This is a genomic window from Actinomyces oris, from assembly GCF_006546825.1.
In the GTDB taxonomy this organism is placed as follows: domain Bacteria; phylum Actinomycetota; class Actinomycetes; order Actinomycetales; family Actinomycetaceae; genus Actinomyces; species Actinomyces oris.
This window is the reverse complement of sequence record NZ_VICC01000005.1, coordinates 229,401-255,407: the sequence shown is the minus strand read 5'-3', so window position 1 is coordinate 255,407 and position 26,007 is coordinate 229,401. Positions and strand designations below refer to the sequence as shown.

Here is a 26,007-nt window from a genome sequence, read left to right as displayed (position 1 = left end):
GGACCCCTCGCGGATTCACACAGTTCAGGCAGCATGACGGCTCACCTCCTCGCCGGTACTCCCAGTCAGGTCCACGTAGACGTCCTCCAGTGAGATCGGTGCCAACTCGTAGCGCTCGATCACTCCGTCCTTGAGGGCATGAGCGGCCCACTCCACGGCCTGGGTCGTACAGTCAGAGTCCACCGCCACGGATGCTCGCACGGCGTCGTGCTGCGTCAGGCTCATTCCAGCGAGCGGCTCGATCCGCTGGCCGGGGACCCGGCTGATCTCCAGGACGAAGGAGGATCCGTGGCCGGCCACGAGTGCCGCGGGGGTTCCCTCGGCGATGACGTGGCCGTGGTCCAGGATGGTGAGCCGGTCGACCGCCCGCTCGGCCTCCCGTACGTTGTGGGTCACCAGGAGGACCGCCGCGCCGGCCTCGGCCAGAAGACGGATCTGGTCCCACAGCAGGCGCCGGCGCACCGGGTCGACGTCGTTGGTGGGCTCATCGAGGATGACCAGGCGCCCGGGGATGACGGCGCACATGGCAAAGGCAGTCAGACGGGCAACACCGCCAGAGATCTTCTGCGCGGGAGTCCTCGCCCACTCCCCTAGGTCGAGAGCCTCGATGAGCTCCTCGGCGCGTCTGCGTGTCTGACGCGGACGCCCTCCTCGCATGCGCCCCACGAGGTCGATTGCCGTCAGGGGCGTCAGTCCCGTGATGGGAACGTTGGCCTGTGCCTGGACATTGGTGAGGCGGCGGGCGAGAGCGGGGTTGGCGACGGCGTCGACACCGTCGAGCCTGATGCTCCCAGAGGTCGGGCGCAAGAGCCCCACCACCTGGTTGACCAGCGTGGTCTTGCCCGCGCCATTGTGCCCAAGGAGCCCGACCACCTCGCCGGCACCCACCCGCATGGTGACACCGGCGTTGGCTCTCACCGTGTGCGCCCCGCTTCCGAAGTGCTTGTGAAGGTCCTCAATGGCGAGTACGTCGGCCATGAAGCCCCCCTCCTTTCGTTCGACTACCTGGAACCGAGCAGCTGATCGACCACCAGATCGATCCGTACCGGTTGGTATCAACCATACCATTCAGTATTACCAGAAGGTTTCATGGCGCTCTAAGGGTTCTTATAACAACAGAAACGCTGTTCCATACCAAGCGGTATGGAACAGCGTCTGCCCACCATGTCATCTAACCTGAAGCGGCCCCGCGTCACCCCTGACGGATGTGCCAGCGCGAGGAGGCCGTGGAGGCCTCGATGAACTCGCGGAAGGGGCCGGCGACGGCAGCCAGCTCCTGGGGCGTACCGCGCTGGGCCACACGGGCGCCGGCCTGAGTCGGCTCGAGGAAGACGACCTCGTCGGCCTGGCGGACGGTGGACAGGCGGTGGGCCACCACGATGACGGTGCGGCCCTCGGAGAGCTCGCGCACCACCTCTGTGATGGCGGACTCGTTCTCCCCGTCCAGGGCCGAGGTGATCTCGTCGAGCAGCAGGATGGGGGCGTCCTTGACGAAGGCCCGGGCGATGGCGACGCGCTGGCGCTCCCCACCGGACAGGCTCAGCCCGCCGGGACCGACCTGCGTGTCCCACCCGTGCGGCAGCGCGTCGATGACGCGGTCCAGGCGGGCGCGTCGGGCGGCGTCGGCCAGCTCGGCGTCGGTGGCCGCGGGTCGGGCGATGCGCAGGTTCTCACGGATCGTGGTGTCGAACAGGTAGACGTCCTGGAAGACCATGGAGGTCATGCCCATGATCGTCGAGGCGCGCATGGAGCGAACCGGTGCGCCGCCGATGGTGATGGTGCCGTCGTCGACGTCCCAGAACCGGGCGGCCAGGCGCAGGATCGTGGACTTGCCCGCTCCTGAGGGCCCTACCAGGGCGGTCACTCTCCCCTGCGGTGCGCTCAGGGAGACGCCCGCCAGGACGGGGCGGCCGGCGTCGTAGGAGAAGGAGACGTCGTTCAGGGTGATCGTGGTCCCCCGGGGCTCGATCTCCTGACCGGGCTCGGGGTCGGGCAGGGGACGCGCGTCGAGGATGTCCCCCACGGCCCGTAGGGCGACCTTCGCGTTGTCGGCCTCGGATCCGTACATGGCGGCCTTGGTCAGTGGCAGGAGCGTGCGCGCGGTGACGGCCATGATCGCCAGGTATGCGACGACGTCGAGCCGGTGCGCACTGACCCGTGCCAGCCCCATCGCCATGACCAGGGCGAAGGCGATGTTGACGATGAGGTTGAAGTATTGCCCGGGTCTGCCTTTGACCCGTAAGCCGTCCAGGGTGGAGGCGGAGTCGGACTCCAGGGCGGCTTGCACCGGCGCCCAGCCCGTCTTGGTGGCACCGGTGGCGCGCAGCACGGGCTGGAGTCTGGCGAACTCCACGAGGCGTCCGGCCGCGGCGCTCGAGGTGCGGTCCTCCATCTCGTTGGCGCAGGTGGTCGCGGCTCCCATGAGCCGCCAGGTCAGGACCAGCGGGACGATGGCGGCGGTCATGATGAGCGCCAGGGGCCATTCGACGACGGCGGTTGCCCCGAGCATGACCAGTGGGACGATGAAGGCGTTGCACAGGTTGGGGATCACCATGGAGGCCAGGTGGGAGAGGGTGTTGACCTCCTTGGAGGTGGCGTTGACGACGGCGGCCTCCCGCTCGGCGCTGAACCAGCCCAGGGGCAGGGTCAGGACGTGTTCCGCGATGCGGTCGATCATGGTGTCGCAGACCTCGAAGACACTGACCCGGTAGGAGCGGTGCATGGCGATGGTGTCGACGAGCGCGGCGCTCACCGCCATGACTACGACGGCGATCAGCCAGGCGGTCAGGAACTGCGAGCGGGAGTAGAGGGCGCGCAGGAAGGGGATCATGAGGGCCAGGGTGAGGCCCTGGAGGACTGCGGAGGCTACGAACCAGGCGATGATGGTGCGCATCTCGGCGGCGTTGACGACTCGCGTCAGCAGCTTCCACATGGCTACTTCTCCTCCTGCCCGGCGGTCTCGGCTCCGAACTGGTCGACCTGGGCGGTCAGTGCGGCGGCGTCGGTCTCCTCGCTCAGGTCCTGACTGCGCCACATGGCGGCATAGCGTCCGCCAGCGGCCAGCAGCTCCTCGTGCGTGCCGCGCTCGGTGATGCGTCCGGCGTCGACGACGAGGATCTGGTCTGCGTCGCGGATCGTGGACAGGCGGTGGGCGATGATGATGACGGTCCGCCCGGCCGCAAGTCGGGACAGGGCCTGGTGGATGTCGCGCTCAGAGGCCGGGTCGGCCTGGGCGGTGGCCTCGTCCAGGACAAGGACGGGGGCGTTCTGGAGGTAGGCGCGCGCCAGCGTGACGCGCTGACGCTCCCCTCCGGAGAGGAACCCGCCTTCCTCACCCAGGATCGTGTCGTAGCCATGGGGCAGACGCGTGATGCGCTCGTGGATGCAGGCCGCCCGGGCGGCCGCTTCAACCTGCTCCCGGGTGGCGTCGGGGCGTCCCAGGGCGATGTTGTCGTGGACAGACTCATGGGCCAGGGCCACATCCTGAAGCACGATCGCCACGCGCGAGAGCAGCCAGGGGAAAGTCGCATCTCGCACGTCGACGCCGCTAATGCGCACGGCGCCGTCGTCGACGTCGTAGAAGCGGGCGATGAGGCGGGCCAGGGTCGACTTGCCACCACCGGAGGGGCCGACGAGCGCTGTCACGGTTCCCGGCTCAGCGGTGAAGGAGGCGCCGTGCAGAACCGGGGAGCCGGCCTCGTAGGAGAAGGTAACGTCCTCGACGTCGACGCGCCCGGGGGCGGGTCCCTCGCCGTCGCCATGGGTCCCCTCGGGCATCGGCGGCTGGGAGAGCAGGTCGGCGGTGGCCTGGGCGGCCATCCTGGACTCGTACATGTGCTGCATGAGACCGATGAGCGTCATGAGCCCCTCCGGCAGTCCAAGTGCCACCAGGAAGAACGGCAGGGTGGCCGACAGGGGCGTCCACCCCTGGGAGGTGAACAGAACGGCCAGGACCGCGACCGTGGCGAAGACCGTGGAGGGCCGCAGGACCGCGGTCATGGCACTGATGGCCTTCCCAGACCTGCTCACCCACTCGTACGACAGGCCGGAGAACTCGGTGCGCGCCTGGCTGAAGCGGGTGCGGGAGGCGTCGGTGGCCTGGAAGCCCTTGATCTCCTTGATGCCCTCGAGCATCTCGACGGTCGCGGCGGCCAGCGCGGTCTGAGCGGCACCGAAGCGCTCGGTGATGCCCGACAGGCCGGACAGGGTCAGGAGCATCGCTCCCAGCGCGAGGACCCACAGCCCCACCAGCGCGCAGGCCAGGCGCCAGTCGGTCCACAGCAGGTAGGCCGTCCCCGCCGCCGCCATGACGACGGCGTTGGTGGCGTCTCCGGGGACGTGGGCGACGAGGGTGTGGATGGAGGTGGTGTCGTCGCAGACCATCTTGCGGATGGTGCCGTGCGGGATCTGCGCCACCCGCCCCAGGGGCAGGCCGCTGATGGCCTCGACGACCCGTTCACGCAGGTGGTGGCGCAGCCGGGCCTCGGCCAGGTGCGTGATCCCCAGGCCCGCCAGGTAGAGGGCCTGGGAGGCGAAGAGCGCCCCGACGGCGATGGCCGCCCAGATCCACGGGCTGCCGCGCCAGCCCTGCGGTGAGGTCTCGCCCAGCCAGATGGCCGCCAGGTTGCGCATGGCCTCGAAGGGGACGATGGACAGCAGCGCTCCGAGGGTGGTCAGTAGCCCGGTCGCCATCATGGCCGGGCGCGCCGGTCGGATGAGCTCGCCGACGGTGACGCCTGCGGCCTCCTGGTGACTCGCCTGGTGCATCGATTGCTTAGGCATGGTTGTCTCCTCAGCTGAGGGTTTTCCAGATGATGAGGGCCAGCGCCCAGGTGAGAACGACGACTCCCCAGTCGCGTCCTCTCCAGGGCTCGTCGGTCATCTCGGTGCGCCGTCGGTGGGCGCCGAAGGCGCGTGAGTCCATGGACAGGGCGACGCGCTCGGCGTGCTGGATGGCCAGGATCATCAGCGGCAGGATGGAGCCGATCCAGCGGACCACAGGCGCGAGCATCCCCCAGCGGCCGCCGACCCCGCGCAGCGCCCTGGCGGTGCGCAGGAGGACGAAGTCGCCGTGGAAGCGGGTGATGAAGGCGATGGCCGCGGTCCCCGCCGCCCCGAGGCGGTAGGGCATGTGGAAGGTAGTGGTCAGAGTGCGGATGAGGGCCTCGGGGTCGGTGGAGACGCCCGAGACGAGGACCAGTGCGATGAGCGCGCCGATACCGGTGCCTCCCGTCACCGCGTCACCCAGGTCGTAGAGGCGCGCGGCCGTCTCCTGGTGGTGGACCCCGCTGCTGAAGATCCAGGTCATGAGCGCGGCGACCACCCAGGGGGCGACCACCGAGGCCACAGTGCGTCTCAGGGAGGCGCGCGCGGCGACGATGAGGACCGAGGAGGTCAGCAGGATGCCCAGGTTGAGGTGATGGTTGCGCAGGGCGAAGACCATCACCATGACCGGCAGGACCGAGGCGAAGAGGGTGAAGGGGTTGAGCGAGGTGAACAGGCCTGGCCGTGGCTGGGGCCGGGGCGGCACCGGCAGGAGTTCCACGTCGCCGGCTCGAGGGGTGGCCACCCCAGTCGCGGGCACCCCAGAGGGATCGTCGGCGTCGTCACCCACCCCGGCCTCCTGCCCTGTGAGCGGAACCGTTCCACCTCGCGCTGCTCCGGGCAACGCGACGATGTGGGTGCAGTGCTCCAGGGCGAGCTCGAGGTCGTGGGTGGCCATGATGACCGTGCGGCCCTGGTGGCGCAGCTGGTCGATGAAGTCCATGAGCTCACAGGTGTTGTCCCAGTCCTGCCCGTAGGTGGGCTCGTCGAGGACGACGACGTCGCGCTCCTCGCTGACCATGGTGGCCACCGAGAGCCTGCGGGCCTGACCGCCCGAGAGGGTCAGGGGATGGTGGTCCCGGTGGGCGGTCAGGTGGAACTGTTCAAGGAGCTCATCGACCCGCTCCGGCGAGGTCCCTCCGACGGCGAGCTCCGCCCCGACGGTGGTGGCCACGAACTGGTGCTCAGGATTCTGGAAGACGTAGCCGACCAGGTGCCTGCCCTTGCCGACGTCCCGGCCACCGACCACCGCCTTGGATGCTGTGGAGCGCACGAGTCCGGCCAGGGCGGACAGGATCGAGGACTTGCCCGCGCCGTTGGGGCCGAGCAGCGCCACGAGCTCGCCGCCACCCAGACGCAGGGACACCCGAGGTGATCGCCCCGGCACTTCGAGGTCGACCAGCTCGACACTGGTTCTGGGCTCGGGCCGGGGGCGGCCGGCGAGTACCTCGCGGGTGTCGATGACCTCGACCTGCTGCCAGCTCTCAGCGGAGCCGGGCGTCTGTTTCTCCAGGTAGCGCACCTCGCCCTCGGCGCACAGGTCGGCGAGCCGGGGCACCCGGATTCCGGCCTCGGCACAGGTCAGCGCCGCCTCCGAGGCCTGCATCCCCGCGGGGAGGTCGTCGCCGGCCTCACGCAGAGCTCGGGGCATCCACACTCCGGCGTCGGTCAGCTCGCGGCGGTGGCTCATGAAGACCTCCCGCGGCGAGCCGACGGCGATGGTCCGCCCGTCGGCGTTGAGGGCCAGGACCTGGTCGACGACGGGCAGTACCGGGTCGAGGTCGTGGTCGATGACGACGACCGCCATGCCCGTGGCCGTCAGGGAGGAGATGAGGGTGTAGAACTCCTCCCGGCCGGTGGCATCGATGGTGCTGGTCGGCTCGTCGAGCACGAGGAGCTGTGGGCGCATGGCCAGGGCGACGGCGAGCGCGAGCCGTTGACGCTGTCCGCCCGAAAGCGTCCAGGGGTCATCCCAGATGCGCTCGATGAGTCCCACCGCGCGCAGGGCCTGCTCGACCCGCGCGGTGATCTCCGACCTGGCCAGGCACAGGTTCTGCAGCGGGAAGGCGACATCGTCGTGGACGGTGCGGGTGACGACGGCGGCGTCGGGGCTCTGGCCGACGTAGGCGACGGTCTGGGCCAGGGTCTGGACGGTGGCGTCGGCGACCTCGGTGTCGGCCAGTCTCAGACTGCCGGCGTACTCCGAGGGCAGGCAGTGCGGGATGAGGCCGCACAGTGCGCGCACGAGGGTGGTCTTGCCGCAGCCCGAGGGGCCGATGACGGCGGTGACCTGAGCGCGCAGGTGGGTCAGGTCGACGGCATCCAGGACCCAGCTCTCGCGTCCGAGGTAGTGGACACTCAGGCCCTCGATGCTCACCAGTGCCGGATCGGCCGACTCTCCCAGAGGCTGCTCCACCCCCGGAGCAGCCGGTGCGGCGGGCACTGTCTCAGGCACGGCCGGTCGTGCGGTGATCGATGCCGACGCCGGCGCGGTTGAGCAGTCGGGTCAGGGCAATGGTGAGGCCGCCACCAACCAGGGCCGAGACCACGGCGATGACGACGCCGGCGCTCGCCGAGGCCATACCCGCTGCGGCGCTCATGACGGAGACGTACATGATGCCGTTGAGCAGGCCGAAGGTTGCCGCCGAGATGAGGAAGGACCACCAGGTCCACTTCCGGTAGAGCAGGATGGCCAGGGGCACCTCGACGAAGGCCCCGCCGATGAGGTTGCCGACGATGGCCGCAGGACCCGTCGGAGTGGTGAAGACGGACATGATGCCCATGAGAAGGGCCGCGATCATGACGGCGCCGGGGCGGCGAACGACGGTTGCGGGCAGCAGGTACGGCACGAGCCACAGTCCCATGATCGCGCACCCCAGGAGCACGGCGTCCCGGGAGGCTCCCGCCGCCGGAGCCAGGTAGTTCAGGGGCACCAGGAGGATCATGGAGACGACCGCCAGCGCGGCGATCGTCATGAGGTTGCGGGTTCCCAGGGCGGAGTCGGCCAGCCCTGAGCGCGATGAGGTGTGAACCGAGGGCCTGTCCGGCTCGGTGGCGACCGGCGTGCGGTTGGTGGTGCTCATGCTTTCTCCTTGCGTGTTCTCACGGGTCACGGTGACCGCTCCGGCCTCGTGCCGGAGCCCCGGGGCGCACCTGGTCGGGCACTCCGGCGTGATGACCGCACATCTACCCCGCCACCAACTCGTTTTGCAAATCATTATCATTATTGACTTGCTCAGAGAAATGTCTGACCCGAGCCGCGCATCGACACGTCGAACGAACCAACCCAGAGACATCACCCCAAGAGGCGGCACACCTCCCGGCTTTGGTGAGGCACACCTAAGTGTCTACTCCTTCCCGGGACTTCACGCAAGGGTCGACCAGGCCCCGGGCCGTCAGGGAACACCCGACCCCAGCCGTTGAAAAGACGGGAAAAACCGGTAGCGGACAGCACTCAAGGGCGACGGGGCCCAGACCCTCAGGAGTCTCAGCCCGGCGCACCCAGGCCGCCGCGGCCCACGAGGTCGATGCGGTGCATCTCCTCGGGACGCAGGTCCAGCACCCGCTGGGTCAGGGACTCGGCGGCCTCGTGGGCCGTCTCCAGCGGGTCCGGCAGGTCCACGGGCGCAGTGGGCGGCGAGTCCAGCCGCAAGCTCTCCCAGGAGACGGAGAAGTCAGCTCCCACCTCCAGGCAGGCCGCCACGAAGGCCCCCCGCAGGGCGGCGCGCGTGGCCGGGGGCGTCTGGCGGGCGCGCTCGATCTCCTCCGGATCGCACAGGTTCACCATGGCCCTTTGGGCGACCAGGCGCGGAACCAGTCCGGTCTCGGCGTTGAGGTCGTGGTAGGCCAGGTCCACCCGCGAGCGCAGGGTCTTCAGGGCCTGGCCGCTCAGCTGGGGGTGGCGCTCACGCTGGGCGCGCATGAGGCGACGCTTAATGGCCCAGTCGATCTCGGTGTCGATGGCGCTGTCGTCGTGGTGGCGCAGCGCGGAGATGACGCGGGGCGCCAGGTCGGTGAGCAGATGCTCGGCGCCGCGCAGGAAGTCCGGCACTCCGGCGTCGTCCAGGTAGGCGGCTAGTCGCTCCAGGAAGGCCTCTTGGATGTCGACGGCGCTCAGGCACCGGCCCTGGACGGTGGTGGCGGGCACGTCCCCCCAGGGGCTCTCCCCCAGTGCGGACAGCGAGACCAGAGGGTCGGCCAGGATCAGGTCGGTGAAGTCCCATCCCACCTCGAGGGCGTCCAGGAGCAGCAGGGTCACAGCGCTGCGCAGGCCCGTTGTCGGCTCAGCCATGGTGGTGTCGGCGCAGGTGACGTGCAGGCGGCGCAGGCGACTGGCGTCGGCGTGGGGCTCGTCGCGGGTGTTGACCAGGGCGCGCTGCCCGGTGGTGTCGGCCGAGGTCAGGGCCTGCAGGTGGGGGGCGCGCGGTGACAGGCCCCAGGCGGTCTCCTCCCCCGCACCGCGGCCGCCCTCGTTCGGCTCCGTCGGGCCGCCTGGCAGCGGGCGCCCGGAGCCGACCAGGACGGGGCGCGTGGCCAGGAAGGAGGTGAGGACCGCCATGGTGGTCTCACTGCTGGCGGCCGATGCGTCGTCGGTGGCATCGAGCAGGCTGCGGGGCACGGAGTAGCTCTCGTGGCAGCCGTAGGTGTGGCCGGCCGAATCGGTGTTGTTGGCCAGGAGGTGGAAGCGGACCGCGGTCCCCTCCTGGGCCAGGCCCGCGGCGGCACGCGTGGCCATGTCGGCCAGGATCGCCCGGCCGGCCTGGTCCTGGGCGACGAGGTCGCGCACGCTCACGCACTCGGCGGTGGCGTACTCGGGGTGGGCACCGATGTCGAGGTAGAGGCGCCCACCGTTGGGCAGGAAGAGGTTGGTGCTGCGGTAGCCGACCGGCCGGTGACGGAAGATGAGCGCCGCCGCCCGCTCGACATCCGGCAGGTCGCTCTTAATCGCTTCCGGCGGCCCGGCGGGGGCGCACAGGACGCCGAACTCGGTCTCCAGGCCGGTGACGCGCGGCCCCGGGGCGCTGGCCCTCACTGGCCGCCCTTCTGGACGAAGCCGCGCACGAACTCCTGGGCGTCAACGGCCAGGACATCGTCGATCATGTCCAGCACCGAGTCCAGGCCCTGGCCCCGGGCAGGGCCTGCGGGGCCGGGGGTCGGGTCGTCGTCGGGGGCGGGATCGTCCTGGCGGCTGCGGGACGGCTGGGCGAACTCACTCATGTCTGCTCTCCTGACAGGGCGGCGGATGTGGTCACTGCTTCGGTGGCTCGCCCCGGGTCGCCGGGACGCTCGCCCGTGAGGCGCGCGAGGACCTCGACGACGTCGGCGGCGTCCTTGAGGGCCGGCACCGTGGCGGTGCGGGTGAAGGCCAGGGTGTCGGTCAGGGGCAGGCGGCGCTGGGCCCTCTCACCGGTCTCCAGGACCATGGAGTGCCAGCCGGCGGCGACCACCTGCCCGGGGAAGTCGCTCACGAGCCTACCTCTCAGCCAGGCCCGGGTCGTGGTGGGCGGCTCACCGAGGGCCGTCTCCACCACCTCGTCACGGAGCCCGCCGCGCGCGTCGACGCCGGCGGGAACCCGCTCTGCCAAGCCTCTCCCACCTGGGGAGAGCTCGGACCAGGCCAGGTCGACGGCATGGAGGACATCGTGTCCGCCGGCACCGGGATGGCGGCGGGCGGTGGCGTCCAGGAGCTGCTTCTTGGCGACCCACTCCAGGTGCCCAGCCGCTCCTTGCGACTCCCCCGGCTCGTGGCCACCGGCGCACTGGGCCTGCAGCTCGCGCAGGGAGGCCAGTGAGGCCTCCCAGAAGGCGAGGATCGCGCCGGTCTCGGCGCCGTCGGTATCGGCGCCGTCGGCCAGCGCGGCCAGATCCGGGCGCAGGGGGTCGCCTTGCGGCGCCGGCGCGGGGCGGCCGCAGTCCTTCAGGTGGCTGCGCACCGCCTGCAGGTAGCGCTCCAGGATCTCCAGGGCGCTCAGGCGCCGCCCGTCGGCCAGCTCCAGCCTGCCTTGAAGACGGGTGTCACGGGAGACGTCCCGGGCCTGGGCCACGGGGTCTGCCAGGCGCAGGCGGCGCCAGCCGGCGGGGACGCCGTCGGCCAGCACCTGGAGGACGAGGGCGGTCATGCCGAGCTTGAGCCAGGCGATGGTGTCGAAGCAGTTGGCGTCGCCTGCCACCAGGTGGAGACGGCGCCAGCGCTGAGGGTCGGCGTGGGGCTCGTCGCGGGTGTTGACCAGGGGACGGTCCACCGTGGTGCCCAGGCCGACGACCTTCTCCAGGTAATCGGCCCGCTGACTGATCTGGAAGTCGGCGCCCTGGGCGATAGCGCCGGTGCCGACCCGGCCCGAGCCCACCAGGAGCGGACGAACCACGAGCAGGGGGACCAGGGCCTGGACGAGGTCGTCGAAGTCGAGGGCGCGGGGCACGAGGTAGTTCTCATGGGTGCCGTAGGTGGCGCCCTTGCCATCGACGTTGTTCTTGAACAGCCGGGCCTTCACCCCACGCCGGCGCAGCCGCTCGGCCCCGCTGGCCACCAGGAGGTCCCCCGCCCGGTCGGCAAGGACGGCCTGCGCGGCGCCGGTGCACTCCGGTGTGGCGTACTCGGGGTGACCGTGGTCCACGTAGAGGCGCCCGCCGGTGCCCACGCAGGTGGCGGTGCCGCGCTGCCAGGCCTCCTCCTGGGCGGTCAGGCGCACGACGGCGGTGGTGCGCACCCGCCCGGGGACGGGGGCCTCGACGGAGGCGACCCCGGGGATGTCGGTAAGCATAGAGGGGTCGGCCGCTGCGCGGTCCATCTCGAAGCCACGGGCATCACGCAGGGGGTACTCGCCGGAGTAGTCCCAGCGCACGCCTCGGCTGCGCCCGGCCTCACCCTCGTCCTCCAGGCAGGCGGCCACGACGTCCTCGGGCTCGGCCCCGAGGATGCCGTACTCGGTCTCCAGGCCCATGACCGTGACCTCACGGCCGGGGATCCGATGGGTGCTCGCCGGCACCACGGCACTCACTCCTCCCGCGAGCGCTGGAGCACGCTCATGGAGACCACCGGCGTGCCGCGCCTCCCGCTGACGCGGGCCCAGTCGTCGGGGTGGACGGTGGCGGGCAGGCCCTCGTTCTCCATGATCTCCTCGATGACGGCGCGGCGCAGATGCTCGGACGTCAGGCCGCGCCTGCCCTTGGTGACCAGGTCCTTGACGGCTGCCTTCTTGGCGCGGTCGACGATGTTGGCGAGCATGGCACCGCTGACGAGGTCGGCGACGTGGAGGATCTCGATCTCCCCGTCGGCGCGGGTGAGCTCGACCATCTCGGTGGCGCGGCGGCGGGTGTAGAGGGCATCGATCACCTGCTCGATGAGGGCGTCCACCGCGCCCTGCGCGTCACCGTGTGCCGCCAGGAGCTCCTCGCTGATGGGGAGGTCGGGGGCCAGGTATGTCGCCAGGATCTCGGCGGCGCCGCGCCGGTCCGGCCGGCCGATGCGGATCTTGACGTCCAGGCGGCCCGGCCGCAGGATGGCCGGGTCGATCATGTCCTCGCGGTTGGTGGCACCGATGACCACGACGTTGTCGAGCTCGTCGACGCCGTCGATCTCGGCGAGCATCTGCGGGACGACGGTGGTCTCGACGTCCGAGGAGCGTCCGGACCCGCGGGTGCGGAACAGGGAGTCCATCTCGTCGAAGAAGACAACGACGGGCACGCCGGTGGCCGCCTTCTCCCGGGCGCGGGCGAAGATGACGCGGATGCGCCGCTCGGTCTCCCCCACGTACTTGTCCAGCAGCTGGGGGCCCTTGATGTTGAGGAAGTAGGCCTCGCCGCGCCCGCCGGCCCCCAGGGAGGCGGCGACTGCCTTGGCGATGAGGGTCTTGCCGCATCCGGGCGGCCCGTAGAGCAGCACCCCGCGCGGCGGGGTGAGCCGGTGCTCGCGGTAGAGGTCGGGGTGGAGGAAGGGCAGCTCGACGGCGTCGCGGATGAGCTCGATCTGCTCGCCCAGTCCCCCGATGTCGCCGTATCCGACGTCGGGCACCTCCTCCAGGACGAGCTCCTCGACCTCGGAGCGCACCACGGGACGCAGTGCCATGCGCACGGCCAGGTCGGCCACGAGGGCGTCACCGACCCGAGGGCGGTGGTCGCTCAGGGTCTCCGAGAGGCTGAGGACCTGCTCCTCGTCGTGGCGGGCCAGGACCAGGACGGTGCCGTCGTCGTAGGTCTCCTTGACGGTGACGACCTCCCCGAAGCGCGGTGAGGGGCAGGTGGCGGTGATGACGAGGTGCTCGTTGAGGACGACGTCGTCACCCGGGTGGAGGGAGGAGGACACAACGGCGGGCCCCACGCCCACCCGGTGGCGCCGTCCGGCGATGGAGACATCGGCGGTGCGCTCGCCTGTGTCCACGGCCAGGACGGTGGCGTGCGCCAGGGGCGGGAGCTGGAGGGCCTTGACGTCCTCGTGGAGGGCCGCCAGCTCCTGGCGCGCGGCCCTGAGGGCGTTGGCCAGGTGGGTGTTCTTGCGGCTGAGCACGCCGGCGTGCTCGCTGAGCTCCCGCAGGCGCTCGGTGACGTCCCCTCCGGACTGGCTGCCGGCCTGCGCCGACGGCTCCTGGGAGACGCCCGTCAGCGCCTGCGCCACTGGGTCCTTGTGCTCCACCGGTTCCTCATCCATGCGCGTCCTCCTCGACCGCGGCTCGGGGCCGCTGCGATCCCCTTCGATCCATATTGGTACAAGCGTACCAATCCGCGCCCGTTTCGTAACCCGTATCCGTATCCACGAGTCAGGCGGAGCGGCGTTAACGCCCGCCGACCTCACACCGCAGCCGGTCGAGGCCCTGGGCCACGCCGTGACAGAATCGACCCATGTCTGAGATCCCCACGAGCCACTCCGCTCCCCCGTCGTCATCCAGCCGTCTGCTGCCCTCCGAGCCCCACAGCCCGCGAGTGCCGGCCAAGGTGTCGACCGACGGCCTGGAGACCACCTGGGGCGAGCGCTGGGAGTCCGAGGGGACCTACGCCTTCGACCGCAGCGCCGAGCGCGCCGAGGTCTTCTCCATCGACACTCCGCCGCCGACGGTCTCCGGCTCCCTGCACGTGGGGCACGTCTTCTCCTACACCCACACCGACACCGTGGCCCGCTTCCAGCGCATGCGCGGCAAGGCGGTGTTCTACCCCATGGGCTGGGACGACAATGGCCTGCCCACCGAGCGCCGCGTCCAGAACTACTTCGGGGTGCGCTGCGACCCCTCCCTGCCCTACGACCCGGACTTCACTCCCCCGCACACCGGCGGGGAGGGCAAGTCGATCAAGGCCCGCGACCAGGTGCCGGTCTCGCGTCGCAACTTCGTCGAGCTGTGCGAGCGCCTCACGGTGGAGGACGAGAAGCAGTTCGAGGCCCTGTGGCGTCGCCTGGGTCTGAGTGTGGACTGGTCGCACACCTACCAGACCATTGGCGAGCGGGCCCGCAAGGTCGCCCAGACCGCCTTCCTGCACAACCTCGAGCGCGGGGAGGCCTACCAGGCCGCGGCGCCCGGTCTGTGGGACGTCACCTTCCAGACGGCGGTGGCTCAGGCCGAGCTGGAGTCGCGCGAGTACCCCGGCTTCTACCACCGCCTGGCCTTCCACATCGTCGATGAGGCCGCCGCCGCCAAGGCCGAGGCCGCCGGCGCCCCGGTGGAGAACGGCGTCGACGTGTGCATCGAGACCACCCGTCCCGAGCTGCTGCCCGCCTGCGTTGCCCTGGTGGCCCACCCCGACGACGAGCGCTACCAGCCCCTGTTCAGCACCACCGTGTCCTCCCCCGTCTTCGGTGTCGAGGTGCCGGTCCTGCCGCACCCGGCCGCGGAGAAGGACAAGGGCGCCGGCATCGCCATGTGCTGCACCTTCGGTGACACCACGGACATCGACTGGTGGCGCGACCTGCAGCTGCCGCTGCGAGCGATCCTGCGCAAGGACGGGCGCATCGAGACCGAGACCCCCGAGTGGATCACCTCCCCGGCCGGCCGCGAGATGTACGAGGCCATGGCCGGCAAGACCACCTTCTCGGCCCGTGAGGCCCTCGTGGCCCGCCTGGCCCAGACCGGTGAGATGCGCGGCGAGCCCGTCAAGACGGTGCGTCAGACCAACTTCTTCGAGAAGGGCGACAAGCCCCTGGAGATCGTCACCTCCCGCCAGTGGTACATCCGTAACGGCGGCAAGGAGTGGACGAACCCGGCCTCCGGCACCGACCTGCGCGAGGAGCTGCTCGAGCGCGGCCGCCAGCTGGAGTTCCACCCCGACTTCATGCGCGTGCGCTACGAGAACTGGGTGCGCGGCCTCAACAACGACTGGCTGGTCTCGCGTCAGCGCTTCTTCGGCGTCCCCTTCCCGCTGTGGTACCAGGTCGGGGCCGACGGCGAGGTCGACTACGACGCGATCCTGACGCCGGCCGAGTCCGAGCTGCCCGTGGACCCCTCCTCCGACGTCCCGGCCGGCTACACCGAGGACCAGCGCGGAAAGCCCGGTGGTTTCGTCGGCGAGCTCGACATCATGGACACCTGGGCCACTTCCTCCCTCTCTCCCCAGCTGGCCTCGGGCTGGCTGAGCGACGAGGACCTCTTCGGCCGGGTCTACCCGATGGACCTGCGCCCGCAGGGGCAGGACATCATCCGCACCTGGCTGTTTACCACGGTGGTGCGCGCGAACCTGGAGTTCGCGGCCCTGCCGTGGACGAATGCCGGCCTGTCGGGCTGGATCCTGGACTCCGACCACAAGAAGATGTCCAAGTCGAAGGGCAATGTCGTCACCCCCATGGGCCTGCTGGAGCAGTACGGCTCCGACGCCGTGCGCTACTGGGCCAGCTCGGCCCGCCTGGGCCTGGACGCGGCCTTCGAGGAGACCCAGATCAAGATCGGCCGTCGTCTGGCCATCAAGGTCCTCAACGCCTCCAAGTTCGCCCTGTCCATGGGGCTCCCCTGGGACGCCGACGAGGCCACTGTGGCCGCGGCACCTGTCCCCTGCCTGGACGCCTCGGTGGTCAGTGAGCCGATCGACCGTGCGGTCCTGGCGGCTCTGGCCGACGTCGTCGACGCCGCCACGGCGGCCTTTGAGGAGTTCGGTCACGCCCGGGCCCTGGAGGTCACCGAGTCCTTCTTCTGGACCTTCTGCGATGACTACATCGAGCTGGTCAAGGACCGCGCCAATGACTTCGACGGTTCTCACGACGCGGCCGCCGTCCGCTCGGCGCGGGCGACGCTGGCGATCGCCGTGGACACCTTCGTGCGCCTGCTGGCCCCCTTCCTGCCCTTCGCCACCGAGGAGGTGTGGAGCTGGTACCGCACCGGCTCGGTGCACCGGGCCGCCTGGCCGCAGTCCGGTGGTCTGCGGGAGGCCTCCGCCGGGGCCGACGCCGAGCTGGTGGCCCGCGCGGGAGTCGCCCTGGCGGCACTGCGCAAGGTGAAGTCGGAGGCCAAGACGAGTCAGAAGACGCCGATCCTCTCGGTGACGCTGGCCGTTGCCGCCGACCGGCCCGAGTACGCCGAGGCCATCGAGGCGGTTCGTGCGGACCTGACGGAGGCCGCCAAGGTGACCGGCCCCTTCATCGTGGAGCAGGCCGCCTCGGCAGCCGACTCGGCTGAAGGCGCCTCCCCGGTGACCGTGACCGCCGCCGAGCTCGGCCAGGCCCCGGCCAAGAAGAAGTGAGCCGCAAGCACCCGGTCCTGTGACGAGCGGTGGCGCCGTCCCCCTCGGGCGGCGCCACCGCTGTCGCTCTAGGGCCTGTCGAGCAGGTTCGCGTCTCCGGTTGTCTGCCGGAGGCTCAGCAGGATCCTGTACTCGATGAGGACGATGGTCACGGCGGCCAGCAGGGCCGCAAGCACGTCGATGCGGCTCTGAGTCACGCAGTCGCGGCTGAGGAAGGGGATGAGTCGGGAGTCGAGCGAGGTCACGCGCTCCCCGAGGCAGCTCATCGCTTCCCCGTCGTCGTCCTGAACGCCTGCGTTTCCGACCGTGTAGCCCCAGGCGATCCCGATCATCAGTGCGAAGGCGCCGCCGAAAGGCAGCCGGGCGAAGCCACGGGGCAGATGGGCTCGATTCCGACAGGACAGCGCCACCGCGACGACGGCAATGGAGACAAACACGATGCTCACCCCCAGCCCCATGAGGTCGGCGCGGTGCTGGATGTCAACGGGAGGACTGGGACGCGCCGGATCAACGATCTCGTCGCTCACCACCGAGTACCCGCGGTCATCGTTCCCAGTGAGGACGAGAGTGTGACGGTTCGTCTCCACGCTGGTCGTGCCGGAAACGTCTGCGTAGGTCTTGGAGGTGGAGACCTCGGCTATCACGTGAACATTGCCGTCATCCTGGTAGGTGGCCCTGATGCGCCTGACCTCGCTCGTCGCAGAGGTCACCGGGATACCGTCCTGGGTCAGCTGTTTGCGCGCATCTCGGATCATCAGTTCGGCCTGCATAGGTGGGGCGGCTCCGGTGGAGGCCTCAGGATTGGTCCATTCGGCGTCCAGCACCGCTTGATGCTTCTTGACCGCAGTCAGGACGAGGTCGGGGTCGGGTTTGTCGCGCGCTGCCTCCTGGATTCTAGGAACCAGCCACGGGAGAACGGCGAGAGCTACCACGGTCAGGACCAGCAGGCCGACGAGAGTGTCGGCCACGCGGGTTCTGCTCGGCATTATCCCTTCTCCTTCAACGCCCTATGCCCATTACCAGTCTGACAGGGAGTGCAGCAACTCGGGCGCTTTCACGTCCGCTCCTCAGCTACGGCAGCACGCCGTGGAGCCGCGGTCGGTGAGGACGGCGGGCATGAGCCCGCGGTGCTGGGCCGGGTCCGGTTCTCCTCTGAGGCATCTGAGCAGGAGCGAGCCCGCCTCGGCCCCCATGGCCCCCCGGTCCACGCTGAGCTCACTGAAGGCCTCCCCATGGCGGCCGCTGCCCTGGGTGATCCCGAGGGTGAGCACGGACAGGTCGGCGGGAACGGACAACCCGTGGGCCTGCGCCGCGCAGGCCAGTCCCACCACGGCGGCGGGGTTGTTGGACAGGACGGCGCTGCACCCCTCGATGAGGCCGCCGGCTCCCAGGATCTCGGCTCCGGCCAGCGCCGCCTCCGGCACCTGACGCACCAGGACCTCCACCCCCAGCTCCTGGGCGGCGCGCAGGAGCTCGCGGGCCTGGTCCTGGCGGGCGTGAGCGTCGTCGGAGGCGGTCTCCCGCATGAGCGCGACGATACGACGGTGCCCGAGCCCGGACAGGTGCTCCACACCGGTTCGGGCCATCTGAGCGAAGTTCGCGTCAATGCCGGGCGCCCCACCGGCGCGATCCGAGGATCCGATGAGGACGGTGGGGACCTTCTCCTCCAGCAGCATCGCCTCGCGCTCATCGCCGTCAGCCACGTCCATGAGAACCACCCCGCCCAGGGCGCCGGAGCGCACGAGCGAGCGCAGCTCGATCAGCGGTGCCGAGGAGGTCATGACCGGGATGACGACCTGGATTCCGCTGGGTGTCAGTGCGCGACGCACACCATCGACGTAGTCCAGGTCGTTGGCGTCGATGGTGGAGCGCTGGCGCCGGAAGAGGACTCCTACGGTGCGCAGCACCGGCGAGGCCAGTGAGCGGGCGGCGGTGTTGGGGTGGTAGTCGAGGTCGCGCACGGCCCGCATGACCCGCTCCCGCGTGCTCGAGCTCGTCGAGCGCTGACCGCTCAGGACGTAGGTGACGGTCGAAGGCGACACCCCCGCCGCCCGGGCCACGTCAGCGCGGGTCGCCGCCATCGGTTCCTCCGGCGGAGGCATCCAGCCAGCAGGCGCCGTTGGGTGGTACGACGACGGCGCCCGCAGCCTCCACGGCATTCGCTGCAGTCGACCCGTCAGTCTCGCTCCGGCGCCAGGAGGTGATGAGGGGCCTGCTGGCCCCCTTGATCGTCACCGGCTGCTCGGTGGTGTTGAGGACGATCCCGGTGGTGCCGTTGCGCAGGTGCAGGACCCCGGGCTCGCTGTCCAGCCATTCCACTGACCCGCGCCCGAGTCGGAGCTCGCGGCGCAGGGCGATGGCCCGCCGGTACAGGGTGAGGGTGGAGTCCTCGCGTCCCTCCTGGGCCTGGGGCGAGTACTCGCCCCAGCCCTCGGGTTGGGGCAACCAGGTGCGGCCGGTGGCGTTGTAGCCGTAGGAGGCCCCGTCCCGCGTCCAGGGCAGGGGGACCCGGCAGCCGTCGCGCCCCGGTACGAGGTGGTTGGTGCGCTCCCACAGGGGGTCCTGGCGGGCCTCGTCCTCCATGGTGGTGTGCTCGGGCAGTCCGAGCTCCTCGCCCTGGTAGAGGTAGGCGCTGCCGGGCAGGCCCAGCATGAACAGGGTGGCGGCGCGCGCTCGGGCCAGGCCGAGCTCGGCGTCGGGCTGGGGGTCCTTGGGGCCGATCCCGGGGTCGGTGTCCATGTCGGCGGGGTAGGCCAGGCGGGAGGCGTGGCGCACGACGTCGTGGTTGGACAGCACCCAGGTGGCGGGCGCGCCCACGGCGCCGTATTCGCTCAGGGAGACGTCGATGACGCGGCGCAGCGCGTCGGCGTCCCATCCGGCACCCAGGAAGGGGAAGTTGAAGGCCTGGCTCATCTCGTCGGCTCGCACGTACTGGGCGGCATCGGCCTCCGTGGGCACCCAGGCCTCGGCGACCAGGAGGATGTCCTTACCGACCTCATCCAGGACACGGCGCCACTCGCGGTAGATGTCGTGGACCCCGGGCTGGTTGAAGGCGGGTCCGACATCGGGCAGCTTCTCGTGGGCCGTGTCCTCATCCGGGGAGGCGGCAATATTCCACCGGTCGGGGCCGAGGTCGTCGTCGGGCAGGCCCTCGGCCTTGACCAGGCCGTGGGCGACGTCCACGCGGAAGCCCTCGACGCCGCGCTCCACCCAGAAGCGCAGGAAGGTGCGGAAGTGCTCGTGGACGTCCGCGTTGGACCAGTTGAAGTCGGGTTGCTCGGCTGCGAACAGGTGGAGGTAGTACCACCCCCGGTCCTCGCTGCGGCCGGTGAGCGGCTCCACCGGCTGCCAGGCCGGCCCGCCGAAGAGCGAGCCCCAGTTGTTCGGTGCGCCGTCGTCGCTGTGGCGGAAGATGTAGCGGTCGCGCTCGGGGGACACCGGGCCCGCCTCCAGGGCGGCGCGGAACCACTCGTGCTGGTCGGAGGAGTGGTTGGGGACCAGGTCGACGATGACGCGGATGCCGGCCTCGTGGAGGTCGGCGATGAGGGCGTCGAGGTCCTGCAGGGAGCCGTACTCGGGGGCCAGGTCGAAGTAGTCCGAGACGTCGTAGCCGGCGTCGACCTGGGGCGAGGGGTAGAAGGGCGAGAGCCACACGGCGTCCACGCCGAGCGCCACCAGGTGGTCGATGTGCTCCCGGATTCCCTGGATATCGCCGATACCGTCGCCGTTGGCGTCGGCGAAGGAGCGCGGGTAGATCTGGTAGATGACGGCATCGCGCCACCAGGCGTCGGTGTCGGTGCGCGGCAGGAGGTCCTGCGGGCGAGCACTGGTCGAGGTCATGAACAGGTCCTATGTCAGGCCGCGGCGCTGCGGCCGGGTGAATGGAGACATGGAAACAGGGAGGGTGGGGTGGAGGATAGAGGCGTCCAGCCTAGTCCCGAACGCTCTCTGTGGGGCGGCAGCGCGGTGGCGGTGCCGCCCCACAGAGACGAACGGGTGATGGGCGGGCTCTCCGGTGAGCCGGGCCCGGGGACTGCAGCCGCCCTACTGCTTGAGACCTCCTGCGGCCAGCCCGGCCACGATCCGGCGCTGGAAGAGCAGCACCATGACGACCAGCGGCAGCGTCATAATGACTCCCGCCGCCATCTGTGAGCCGAAGGGCGTGTTGAACTGGGAGTCCCCGGTGAACTTCGACAGCAGCACCGTGGCCGGCTGCATGGAGGGGTTGATAATCATCGTGACGGCCACGAGGAACTCGTTCCAGGCGCCGATGAAGATGATGATGGCGGTGGTGAAGATTCCCGGCGCGGCCAGCGGGAGGATGACCTTGCGGAAGGCCTGGCCGGGGGTGCATCCGTCAACCATGGCGGACTGCTCGAGCTCCTGGGGCATCTGCCGGAAGAAGCTCGTCAGGTTCCACACTGCCAGCGGCAGGGAGAAGGACAGATCCGGAACGATCATCGCCTGGTAGGTGTCCGTCCAGCCCCAGGCGGCGAAGTTCTTCAGCAGGGGCACGATGATGGCCACGAGTGGGAACATCGAGGTGGCGATGATGAGGAGCATGAGCACTCCCTTGCCCCGGAAGTCGAGGCGCGCCAGGGCGTAGGCGGTGAAAGTCGCCACCGCCAGCGCCACGATCGTCACGATGATCGAGACGACCAGGGAGTTGATGAGGCCGTTGGCGAAGTCGTTCTTCTCGGAGAAGACCGCCTTGTAGTTCTCGAAGGAGGGGTGGCGGGGCCACCAGCTGTTCTCGAAGATCTCACTGTCGGGGCGCAGGGAGGAGACCAGCATCCAGTAGAAGGGCGCCAGGCAGTAGATGACGATGAGGACGATTCCGACGGTGGAGAAGAGGCTTCCCCAGTCCCTCTTGGTCTTGCGGACAGGTGCGGCGGTGGAGGTGCTCATGCCTGCTGGCTCCTTTCAGTAGCCGTCTGGGAGGCCGGGGTGGAGGAGCCGGAGCGCTTGAAGAAGGCACTGACCGGCAGCTTGCGCTCATTGCGCTTGCGTCGGGCCTCGTCGTTACCACTGATGTCGGTGTTGGTGATCTTCAAGAACGCGACGGCGAAGACGAAGACGTAGAGGAACAGGATGAGGGCGTAGGCCGCGGCGCTGCCGTAGCGGGAGTTGGAGCTCTCGTCCTGGACCAGCATGGAGAGGGTCTCCACGCTGCCCTTCCTGGGGCCGATGAGGATGTAGGGCAGGTCGAACATGCGCAGGGCGTCCAGGGCACGGAAGACCACGGCCACGACGAGCGCGGGCTTGACCAGCGGCAGGGTGATGGAGGTGAAGCGCTTCCAGGCGCTCGCGCCGTCGATCTTGGCGGCCTCGTAGACCTCATCGGGGATGAGCTGGAGCCCGGCCAGGGTGAGCAGCCCGATGTAGGGGGCCGTCTTCCACACGTCGGCGATGATGATGGCCGCCTTGGCGCTCAGGTCCCCCGAGGCCCACATGACGTGCCGGCCCAGGATGGCGTTGGCGACACCGTTCTGGTTGAAGATCCACCCCCACAGGATGGCGGAGACGGCGGTGGGGATCGCCCAGGGCACGAGGATGGAGGCGCGCACGATGCCGCGCCCCTTCATCGCCTTGTGCATGATGAGCGCCATGGCCACGCCCAGCACGGTCTCCAGGACCACGGTGACCACGCCGAAGAGGGTCGTGTTGTAGAAGGCCACCCAGAACCTCTCACCGGCGCTGGAGAAGATGTCGGTGTAGTTCTTCAGGCCCACAAAGGGCTCGGTGGTGGAGAAGAAGCCGTCGTCCTTCAGCCGGGGACGCCCGAAGAGCGACTGGTAGAGGGACTGAGCGATGGGGATGAGGATGACGATCGTCAGCACCAGTACCGTGGGCGAGATGAGCATCCAGGCCAGACGGGCCTGCGCCTTGGAGCTCTTGGACTGGTGATTGACGACTTGCTCGGAGTGCGTCGTGGTACTCATGACTGTCCTTTGACCGTCCTTGTTGACATGACCGATTTGTCTCAGGGGGCGCCGCCCGCGGCGGCGGCCGTTGCTGTGGCCTTACCCCTCCAGCTTCTTCAGGTTGCTGCTCAGGCCGGCGATGACGTCCTTGGAGGACCGGCTCCCCGGCTGCTGGATCGCGGGATAGATGTTGTCCTGGATCTTCGCGGTGACATCGCCGTAGTAGACGGCCTGAGGACGGCTCTTGGCGTTCTCGAGGCTCTTCTTGAGGATCGGCAGGTAGGGGAACTCCTTGAGGAGCTCGGGATCCTTATAGAGGGATCCGAGGATCGGGGCGAGCGTCTGGGTCTTGAGCTGGTAGCGCTGGGACTCCTCGTTGATCCACCACTTGACGAACTTCAAGGCGGTCGCCTTGTTCTTGGAACCCTTGGTGATGGCGCAGTTGTGCCCACCCAGCGTGGAGACGAAGGGCTTGCCGTCAATGCTCGGTAGCGGTGCGACGTCGAACTTCTCCGTCCCCAGGGACTCCTTGTTGTTGGCGTACTGATAGGGCCACTGCCGGTAGAAGAGGAGGTCGCCCGACTCGAAGGCGTTACGTCCGTCCTCCTCCTTCCACTCCAGGGACTCCTTGGGGATGTAGCCCTTGGCGAAGCCGTCGATGAGCCACTGCAGACCGGTGGCCGACTCGGTGGAGTCGAGGATGACCTGGGCGTCGTCGTTGTAGAAGCCACCTCCGGCGGTGTGGATGAACTCCGAGGCGCAGCAGGTCAGGCCCTCATACTTGGCGAACTGACCGCCGAACCCTCCGATGTCCTTGTGGTCGGGCAGGGCCCGGACCTTGTCGATGGCGGCCTTGACCTCATCCCAGGTCTTGGGGACCGCCACACCGGCCTTCGCCAGGAAGTCCTTGCGGTAGTACATCATCGGAGCATCAGTGACGAAGGGGACCGCGAAGAGCTTGTCCTTGTACACGCCCGTCTTCCAGACGGGTTCCAGGATGTCGTCATTCTTGAGCTCGTCCTGGGGCAGCTCGACCACCCACCGGTTGGCGGCGAACTCGGAGACCCAGACATTGTCCAGGGAGACGACGTCGTAGGCGTTGGAGTTGATTCTGGCGGCGTTGACGAGGGCAGTGCGCTGCTGGTCGGCCTCGGCGGAGAGCTCGATGAGCTTGACCTCCTCACCGGGATGAGCCTTGTTCCACTCATCGATCCTGGCCTGCACCTTGCCGCCCGAGTTGTCCTTGCCCTGGACCCAGGTGATCGGTCCGGTGCCTTCAAAAGTGACGGGGCCGTCGTCGTCTCCGTGGGAGGTGGCGCAGGCCCCGACGGAGGCCAGTGCCGCAGCCAGGGCCGAGCCCTGGATGAACTGACGACGGGGTAGGGGTGTCATGTGTGTTTCCTCCTTGAAACTGCTGCGAAGCCCACCGGCTCCGTTCCGGAAGGACCCACATCGTCGACGCGCGTCGACTAGGGCATGAGATGCACGTTACATATCTGCAACCGACCGGTCAAACCTAATCCGCGCTTGTCGTCCCGGAATCCTTGAGAGGAACCTCCGAACCGCGGACTGCCCTCCCGCTGCCCGCACCCCGTGATCCCCACGAGACCACCGCGTACCGCCTGTGAAAACCTCCACAGCACCGCTCTCCTTCTCTCACCTCAACGGTGCGCCGCCCTGACCGTCGCCTGACACAATGAGGCCGTGAGCTCTCACCCCTCCTCGCCCCAGGCCACCAGCACCAGGCCGCCGCGCTATCCCGGCCACATGGCCGGCGGGGTCTCCAGCACCGAGATCCCCTTCCAGCCCGAGGCGCACTGGTCGGTGCCGTGGCTGCTCGCCGACCGCATCGCCCGCAGCGGCGACCGGCCACTGGTGGCCCGCAAGTCGCCCCTGTCGGGGGACTGGCAGGAGGTCTCGGCCCGAGCCTTCGGCGAGGAGGTGGCCCACGTGGCTGCGGGTCTCATCGGCATGGGGCTGGAGGCGGGCACCGCCGTCGGCATCATGGCGCACACCTCCTACGACTGGTTCCTCCTGGACATGGCCATCGCCCGCGCGGGCCTCATCTCCGTGCCCATCTACGAGACGAGCTCGGCCGAGCAGGTCGAGTGGATCGTCACCGACGCCGACGTGCGTGTGGTCATCACCGAGAGCGGCACGCTGGCCGAGCTCGTGCGCGGCGCCGTCGCCGGTATCGAGCAGCCGGTGAGGGTCCTCGCCCTGGACGCCGACGCGATCACCACCATCGTCCAGGCGGGCTCGGGCGTCAGCCCCTCCCAGGTCGACCAGCGCTCCAACGCCCTCACGGTCGACGACGTCTACTCCATCATCTACACCTCCGGCACCACGGGCCGCCCCAAGGGCGTCGAGCTCACCCACCGCAACGCCGTCGGCATCCCGTATCACGGGGTGCGCTACCTGCCCGGAGTCCTGTGGGGCACCAACGTGCGCCTGCTGCTGTTCCTGCCGCTGGCACACGTCTACGCCCGCTGCCTCCAGCTGCTGTCCCTGGCCGGCGAGGGCGTGCTGGGCCACACCCCCGACGCCAAGACCCTCCTGCCCGACCTGCAGTCCTTCGCTCCCTCCTACATCCTGGCCGTCCCACGCGTCCTGGAGAAGATCTACAACGCCGCTGACGCCAAGGCCGGCAGCGGCGCCAAGCTCAAGCTGTTCCGTTGGGCCGCCAAGGTCGCCATCGCCTACTCCCGCGCTCTGGACACCCCTCAGGGCCCCTCCCGCGGCCTGCGTCGGGCGCACGCCATGGCCGACCGTCTCGTCTTCCGCAAGATCCGGGGACTCATGGGGCCCAACGCCCATTTCATCATCTCCGGCGGAGGGCCGCTGGGGCAGCGCCTGGGGCACTTCTACCGTGGCCTGGGCCTGGCTATCCTGGAGGGCTACGGCCTGACCGAGACCATCGGCCCGGTCAGCGTCAACACCGACTGGCTCAACAAGATCGGCACCGTCGGTCCGCCCGTCTGCGGCAACGAGATCCGCATCGGTGAGGACGAGGAGATCCAGGTCCGCGGTATCGGAGTCTTCTCCACCTACCACAACAACCCCTCGGCCACCGCCGAGGCCTTCACCACCGACGGCTGGTTCCGCACCGGTGACATCGGCGCCCTCGACGAGGACGGCTACTTGCGCATCACCGGACGCAAGAAGGAGCTCATCGTCACCGCCGGAGGCAAGAACGTCGCACCCGCCCAGCTCGAGGACCGCCTGCGCGGCCACCCGCTCATCAGCCAGGTGCTCGTCATCGGGGACGGGGAGCCCTTCATCTCCGCCCTCATCACCCTGGACAAGGAGATGCTCCCCCAGTGGCTGCGCAACCACGGGCTGGCGGCGATGGACGTGGTTGAGGCCTCCTCCCACCCGCAGGTGCTCGCCGCCCTGGACCGGGCCGTGGCGCGCACGAACCGCGCAGTCTCCCGGGCCGAGTCGATCCGGACCTTCCGGGTGCTGGCCACCGACTTCACCGAGGCCAACGGCCTGCTCACCCCGTCGCTGAAGGTCAAGCGCGGCCCGGTCATGGAGGCCCACGCCGACGTCATCGCGGAGATCTACAGCTCCACGCGCAAAGGGCCGCAGGAGTAAACGGGAGCAA

General features: G+C 69.4%; 17 protein-coding genes. 2 read left to right on the top strand and 15 right to left on the bottom strand.

The window, feature by feature from the left end:
• Positions 1-24: 24 nt before the first annotated feature.
• From FK267_RS07325 to arc, 9 genes are all read right to left on the bottom strand, one after another.
• Positions 25-978 carry an ABC transporter ATP-binding protein gene (locus FK267_RS07325; protein ID WP_141406790.1) on the bottom strand — a complete coding sequence of 318 codons (954 nt, stop codon included), beginning with the start codon at positions 976-978 and terminating at the stop codon, positions 25-27.
• A 214-nt stretch (positions 979-1,192) separates the two neighbouring features.
• Positions 1,193-2,932 carry an ABC transporter ATP-binding protein gene (locus tag FK267_RS07320; RefSeq protein WP_141406789.1) on the bottom strand — a complete coding sequence of 580 codons (1,740 nt, stop codon included), beginning with the start codon at positions 2,930-2,932 and terminating at the stop codon, positions 1,193-1,195.
• Between the two features lie 2 nt (positions 2,933-2,934).
• Positions 2,935-4,782 carry an ABC transporter ATP-binding protein gene (locus FK267_RS07315; RefSeq protein WP_141406788.1) on the bottom strand — a complete coding sequence of 616 codons (1,848 nt, stop codon included), beginning with the start codon at positions 4,780-4,782 and terminating at the stop codon, positions 2,935-2,937.
• Positions 4,783-4,792: 10 nt separating this feature from the next.
• Positions 4,793-7,201, bottom strand: a complete 2,409-nt coding sequence (locus FK267_RS07310; RefSeq protein ID WP_141406815.1) for an ATP-binding cassette domain-containing protein — start codon at positions 7,199-7,201, stop codon at positions 4,793-4,795.
• A gap of 70 nt (positions 7,202-7,271) precedes the next feature.
• Positions 7,272-7,907 carry an ECF transporter S component gene (locus FK267_RS07305; protein WP_141406787.1) on the bottom strand — a complete coding sequence of 212 codons (636 nt, stop codon included), beginning with the start codon at positions 7,905-7,907 and terminating at the stop codon, positions 7,272-7,274.
• 404 nt (positions 7,908-8,311) lie between these two features.
• Positions 8,312-9,856 (bottom strand): proteasome accessory factor PafA2 family protein, encoded by a 1,545-nt coding sequence (locus tag FK267_RS07300; protein WP_141406786.1) that lies wholly within the window; start codon positions 9,854-9,856, stop codon positions 8,312-8,314.
• Complete coding sequence (locus FK267_RS07295) at positions 9,853-10,041, bottom strand: ubiquitin-like protein Pup (RefSeq protein WP_070513814.1); 189 nt, start codon at positions 10,039-10,041, stop codon at positions 9,853-9,855. Before FK267_RS07295 ends, FK267_RS07300 begins: the two co-directional genes overlap by 4 nt.
• Complete coding sequence (locus FK267_RS07290; RefSeq protein ID WP_232622549.1) at positions 10,038-11,810, bottom strand: proteasome accessory factor PafA2 family protein; 1,773 nt, start codon at positions 11,808-11,810, stop codon at positions 10,038-10,040. Before FK267_RS07290 ends, FK267_RS07295 begins: the two co-directional genes overlap by 4 nt.
• 8 nt (positions 11,811-11,818) lie before the next feature.
• Positions 11,819-13,468, bottom strand: a complete 1,650-nt coding sequence (gene arc, locus FK267_RS07285) for a proteasome ATPase (RefSeq protein ID WP_141406785.1) — start codon at positions 13,466-13,468, stop codon at positions 11,819-11,821.
• Positions 13,469-13,659: 191 nt separating this feature from the next.
• On the opposite strand from arc, the gene valS reads away from it, so the two are divergent.
• The gene (gene valS / locus FK267_RS07280; RefSeq protein ID WP_141406784.1) at positions 13,660-16,476 is read left to right on the top strand and encodes a valine--tRNA ligase; all 2,817 of its coding nucleotides are present in this window, start codon (positions 13,660-13,662) and stop codon (positions 16,474-16,476) included.
• Positions 16,477-16,544: 68 nt separating this feature from the next.
• On the opposite strand, the gene FK267_RS07275 is transcribed toward valS, so the two are convergent.
• The 6 genes from FK267_RS07275 to FK267_RS07250 form a co-directional block, all read right to left on the bottom strand.
• Positions 16,545-17,462, bottom strand: a complete 918-nt coding sequence (locus FK267_RS07275) for a hypothetical protein (protein WP_232622548.1) — start codon at positions 17,460-17,462, stop codon at positions 16,545-16,547.
• 81 nt (positions 17,463-17,543) lie between these two features.
• On the bottom strand, positions 17,544-18,557 hold the full coding sequence (locus FK267_RS07270; protein ID WP_141406782.1) for a LacI family DNA-binding transcriptional regulator: 1,014 nt from the start codon (positions 18,555-18,557) through the stop codon (positions 17,544-17,546).
• Positions 18,538-20,316, bottom strand: a complete 1,779-nt coding sequence (locus tag FK267_RS07265; protein ID WP_141406781.1) for a glycoside hydrolase family 13 protein — start codon at positions 20,314-20,316, stop codon at positions 18,538-18,540. Before FK267_RS07265 ends, FK267_RS07270 begins: the two co-directional genes overlap by 20 nt.
• Before the next feature lie 204 nt (positions 20,317-20,520).
• Entirely contained in the window at positions 20,521-21,384 is an 864-nt protein-coding gene (locus FK267_RS07260) for a carbohydrate ABC transporter permease (RefSeq protein ID WP_075418664.1), read from the bottom strand.
• Positions 21,381-22,418, bottom strand: a complete 1,038-nt coding sequence (locus FK267_RS07255; protein WP_009747866.1) for a carbohydrate ABC transporter permease — start codon at positions 22,416-22,418, stop codon at positions 21,381-21,383. Before FK267_RS07255 ends, FK267_RS07260 begins: the two co-directional genes overlap by 4 nt.
• Before the next feature lie 81 nt (positions 22,419-22,499).
• Positions 22,500-23,792 carry an ABC transporter substrate-binding protein gene (locus FK267_RS07250; RefSeq protein WP_141406780.1) on the bottom strand — a complete coding sequence of 431 codons (1,293 nt, stop codon included), beginning with the start codon at positions 23,790-23,792 and terminating at the stop codon, positions 22,500-22,502.
• Positions 23,793-24,104: 312 nt separating this feature from the next.
• Between FK267_RS07250 and FK267_RS07245 the strand changes: the two genes are divergently transcribed.
• Complete coding sequence (locus tag FK267_RS07245) at positions 24,105-25,997, top strand: AMP-dependent synthetase/ligase (protein ID WP_141406779.1); 1,893 nt, start codon at positions 24,105-24,107, stop codon at positions 25,995-25,997.
• The last annotated feature ends 10 nt before the right edge of the window (positions 25,998-26,007 follow it).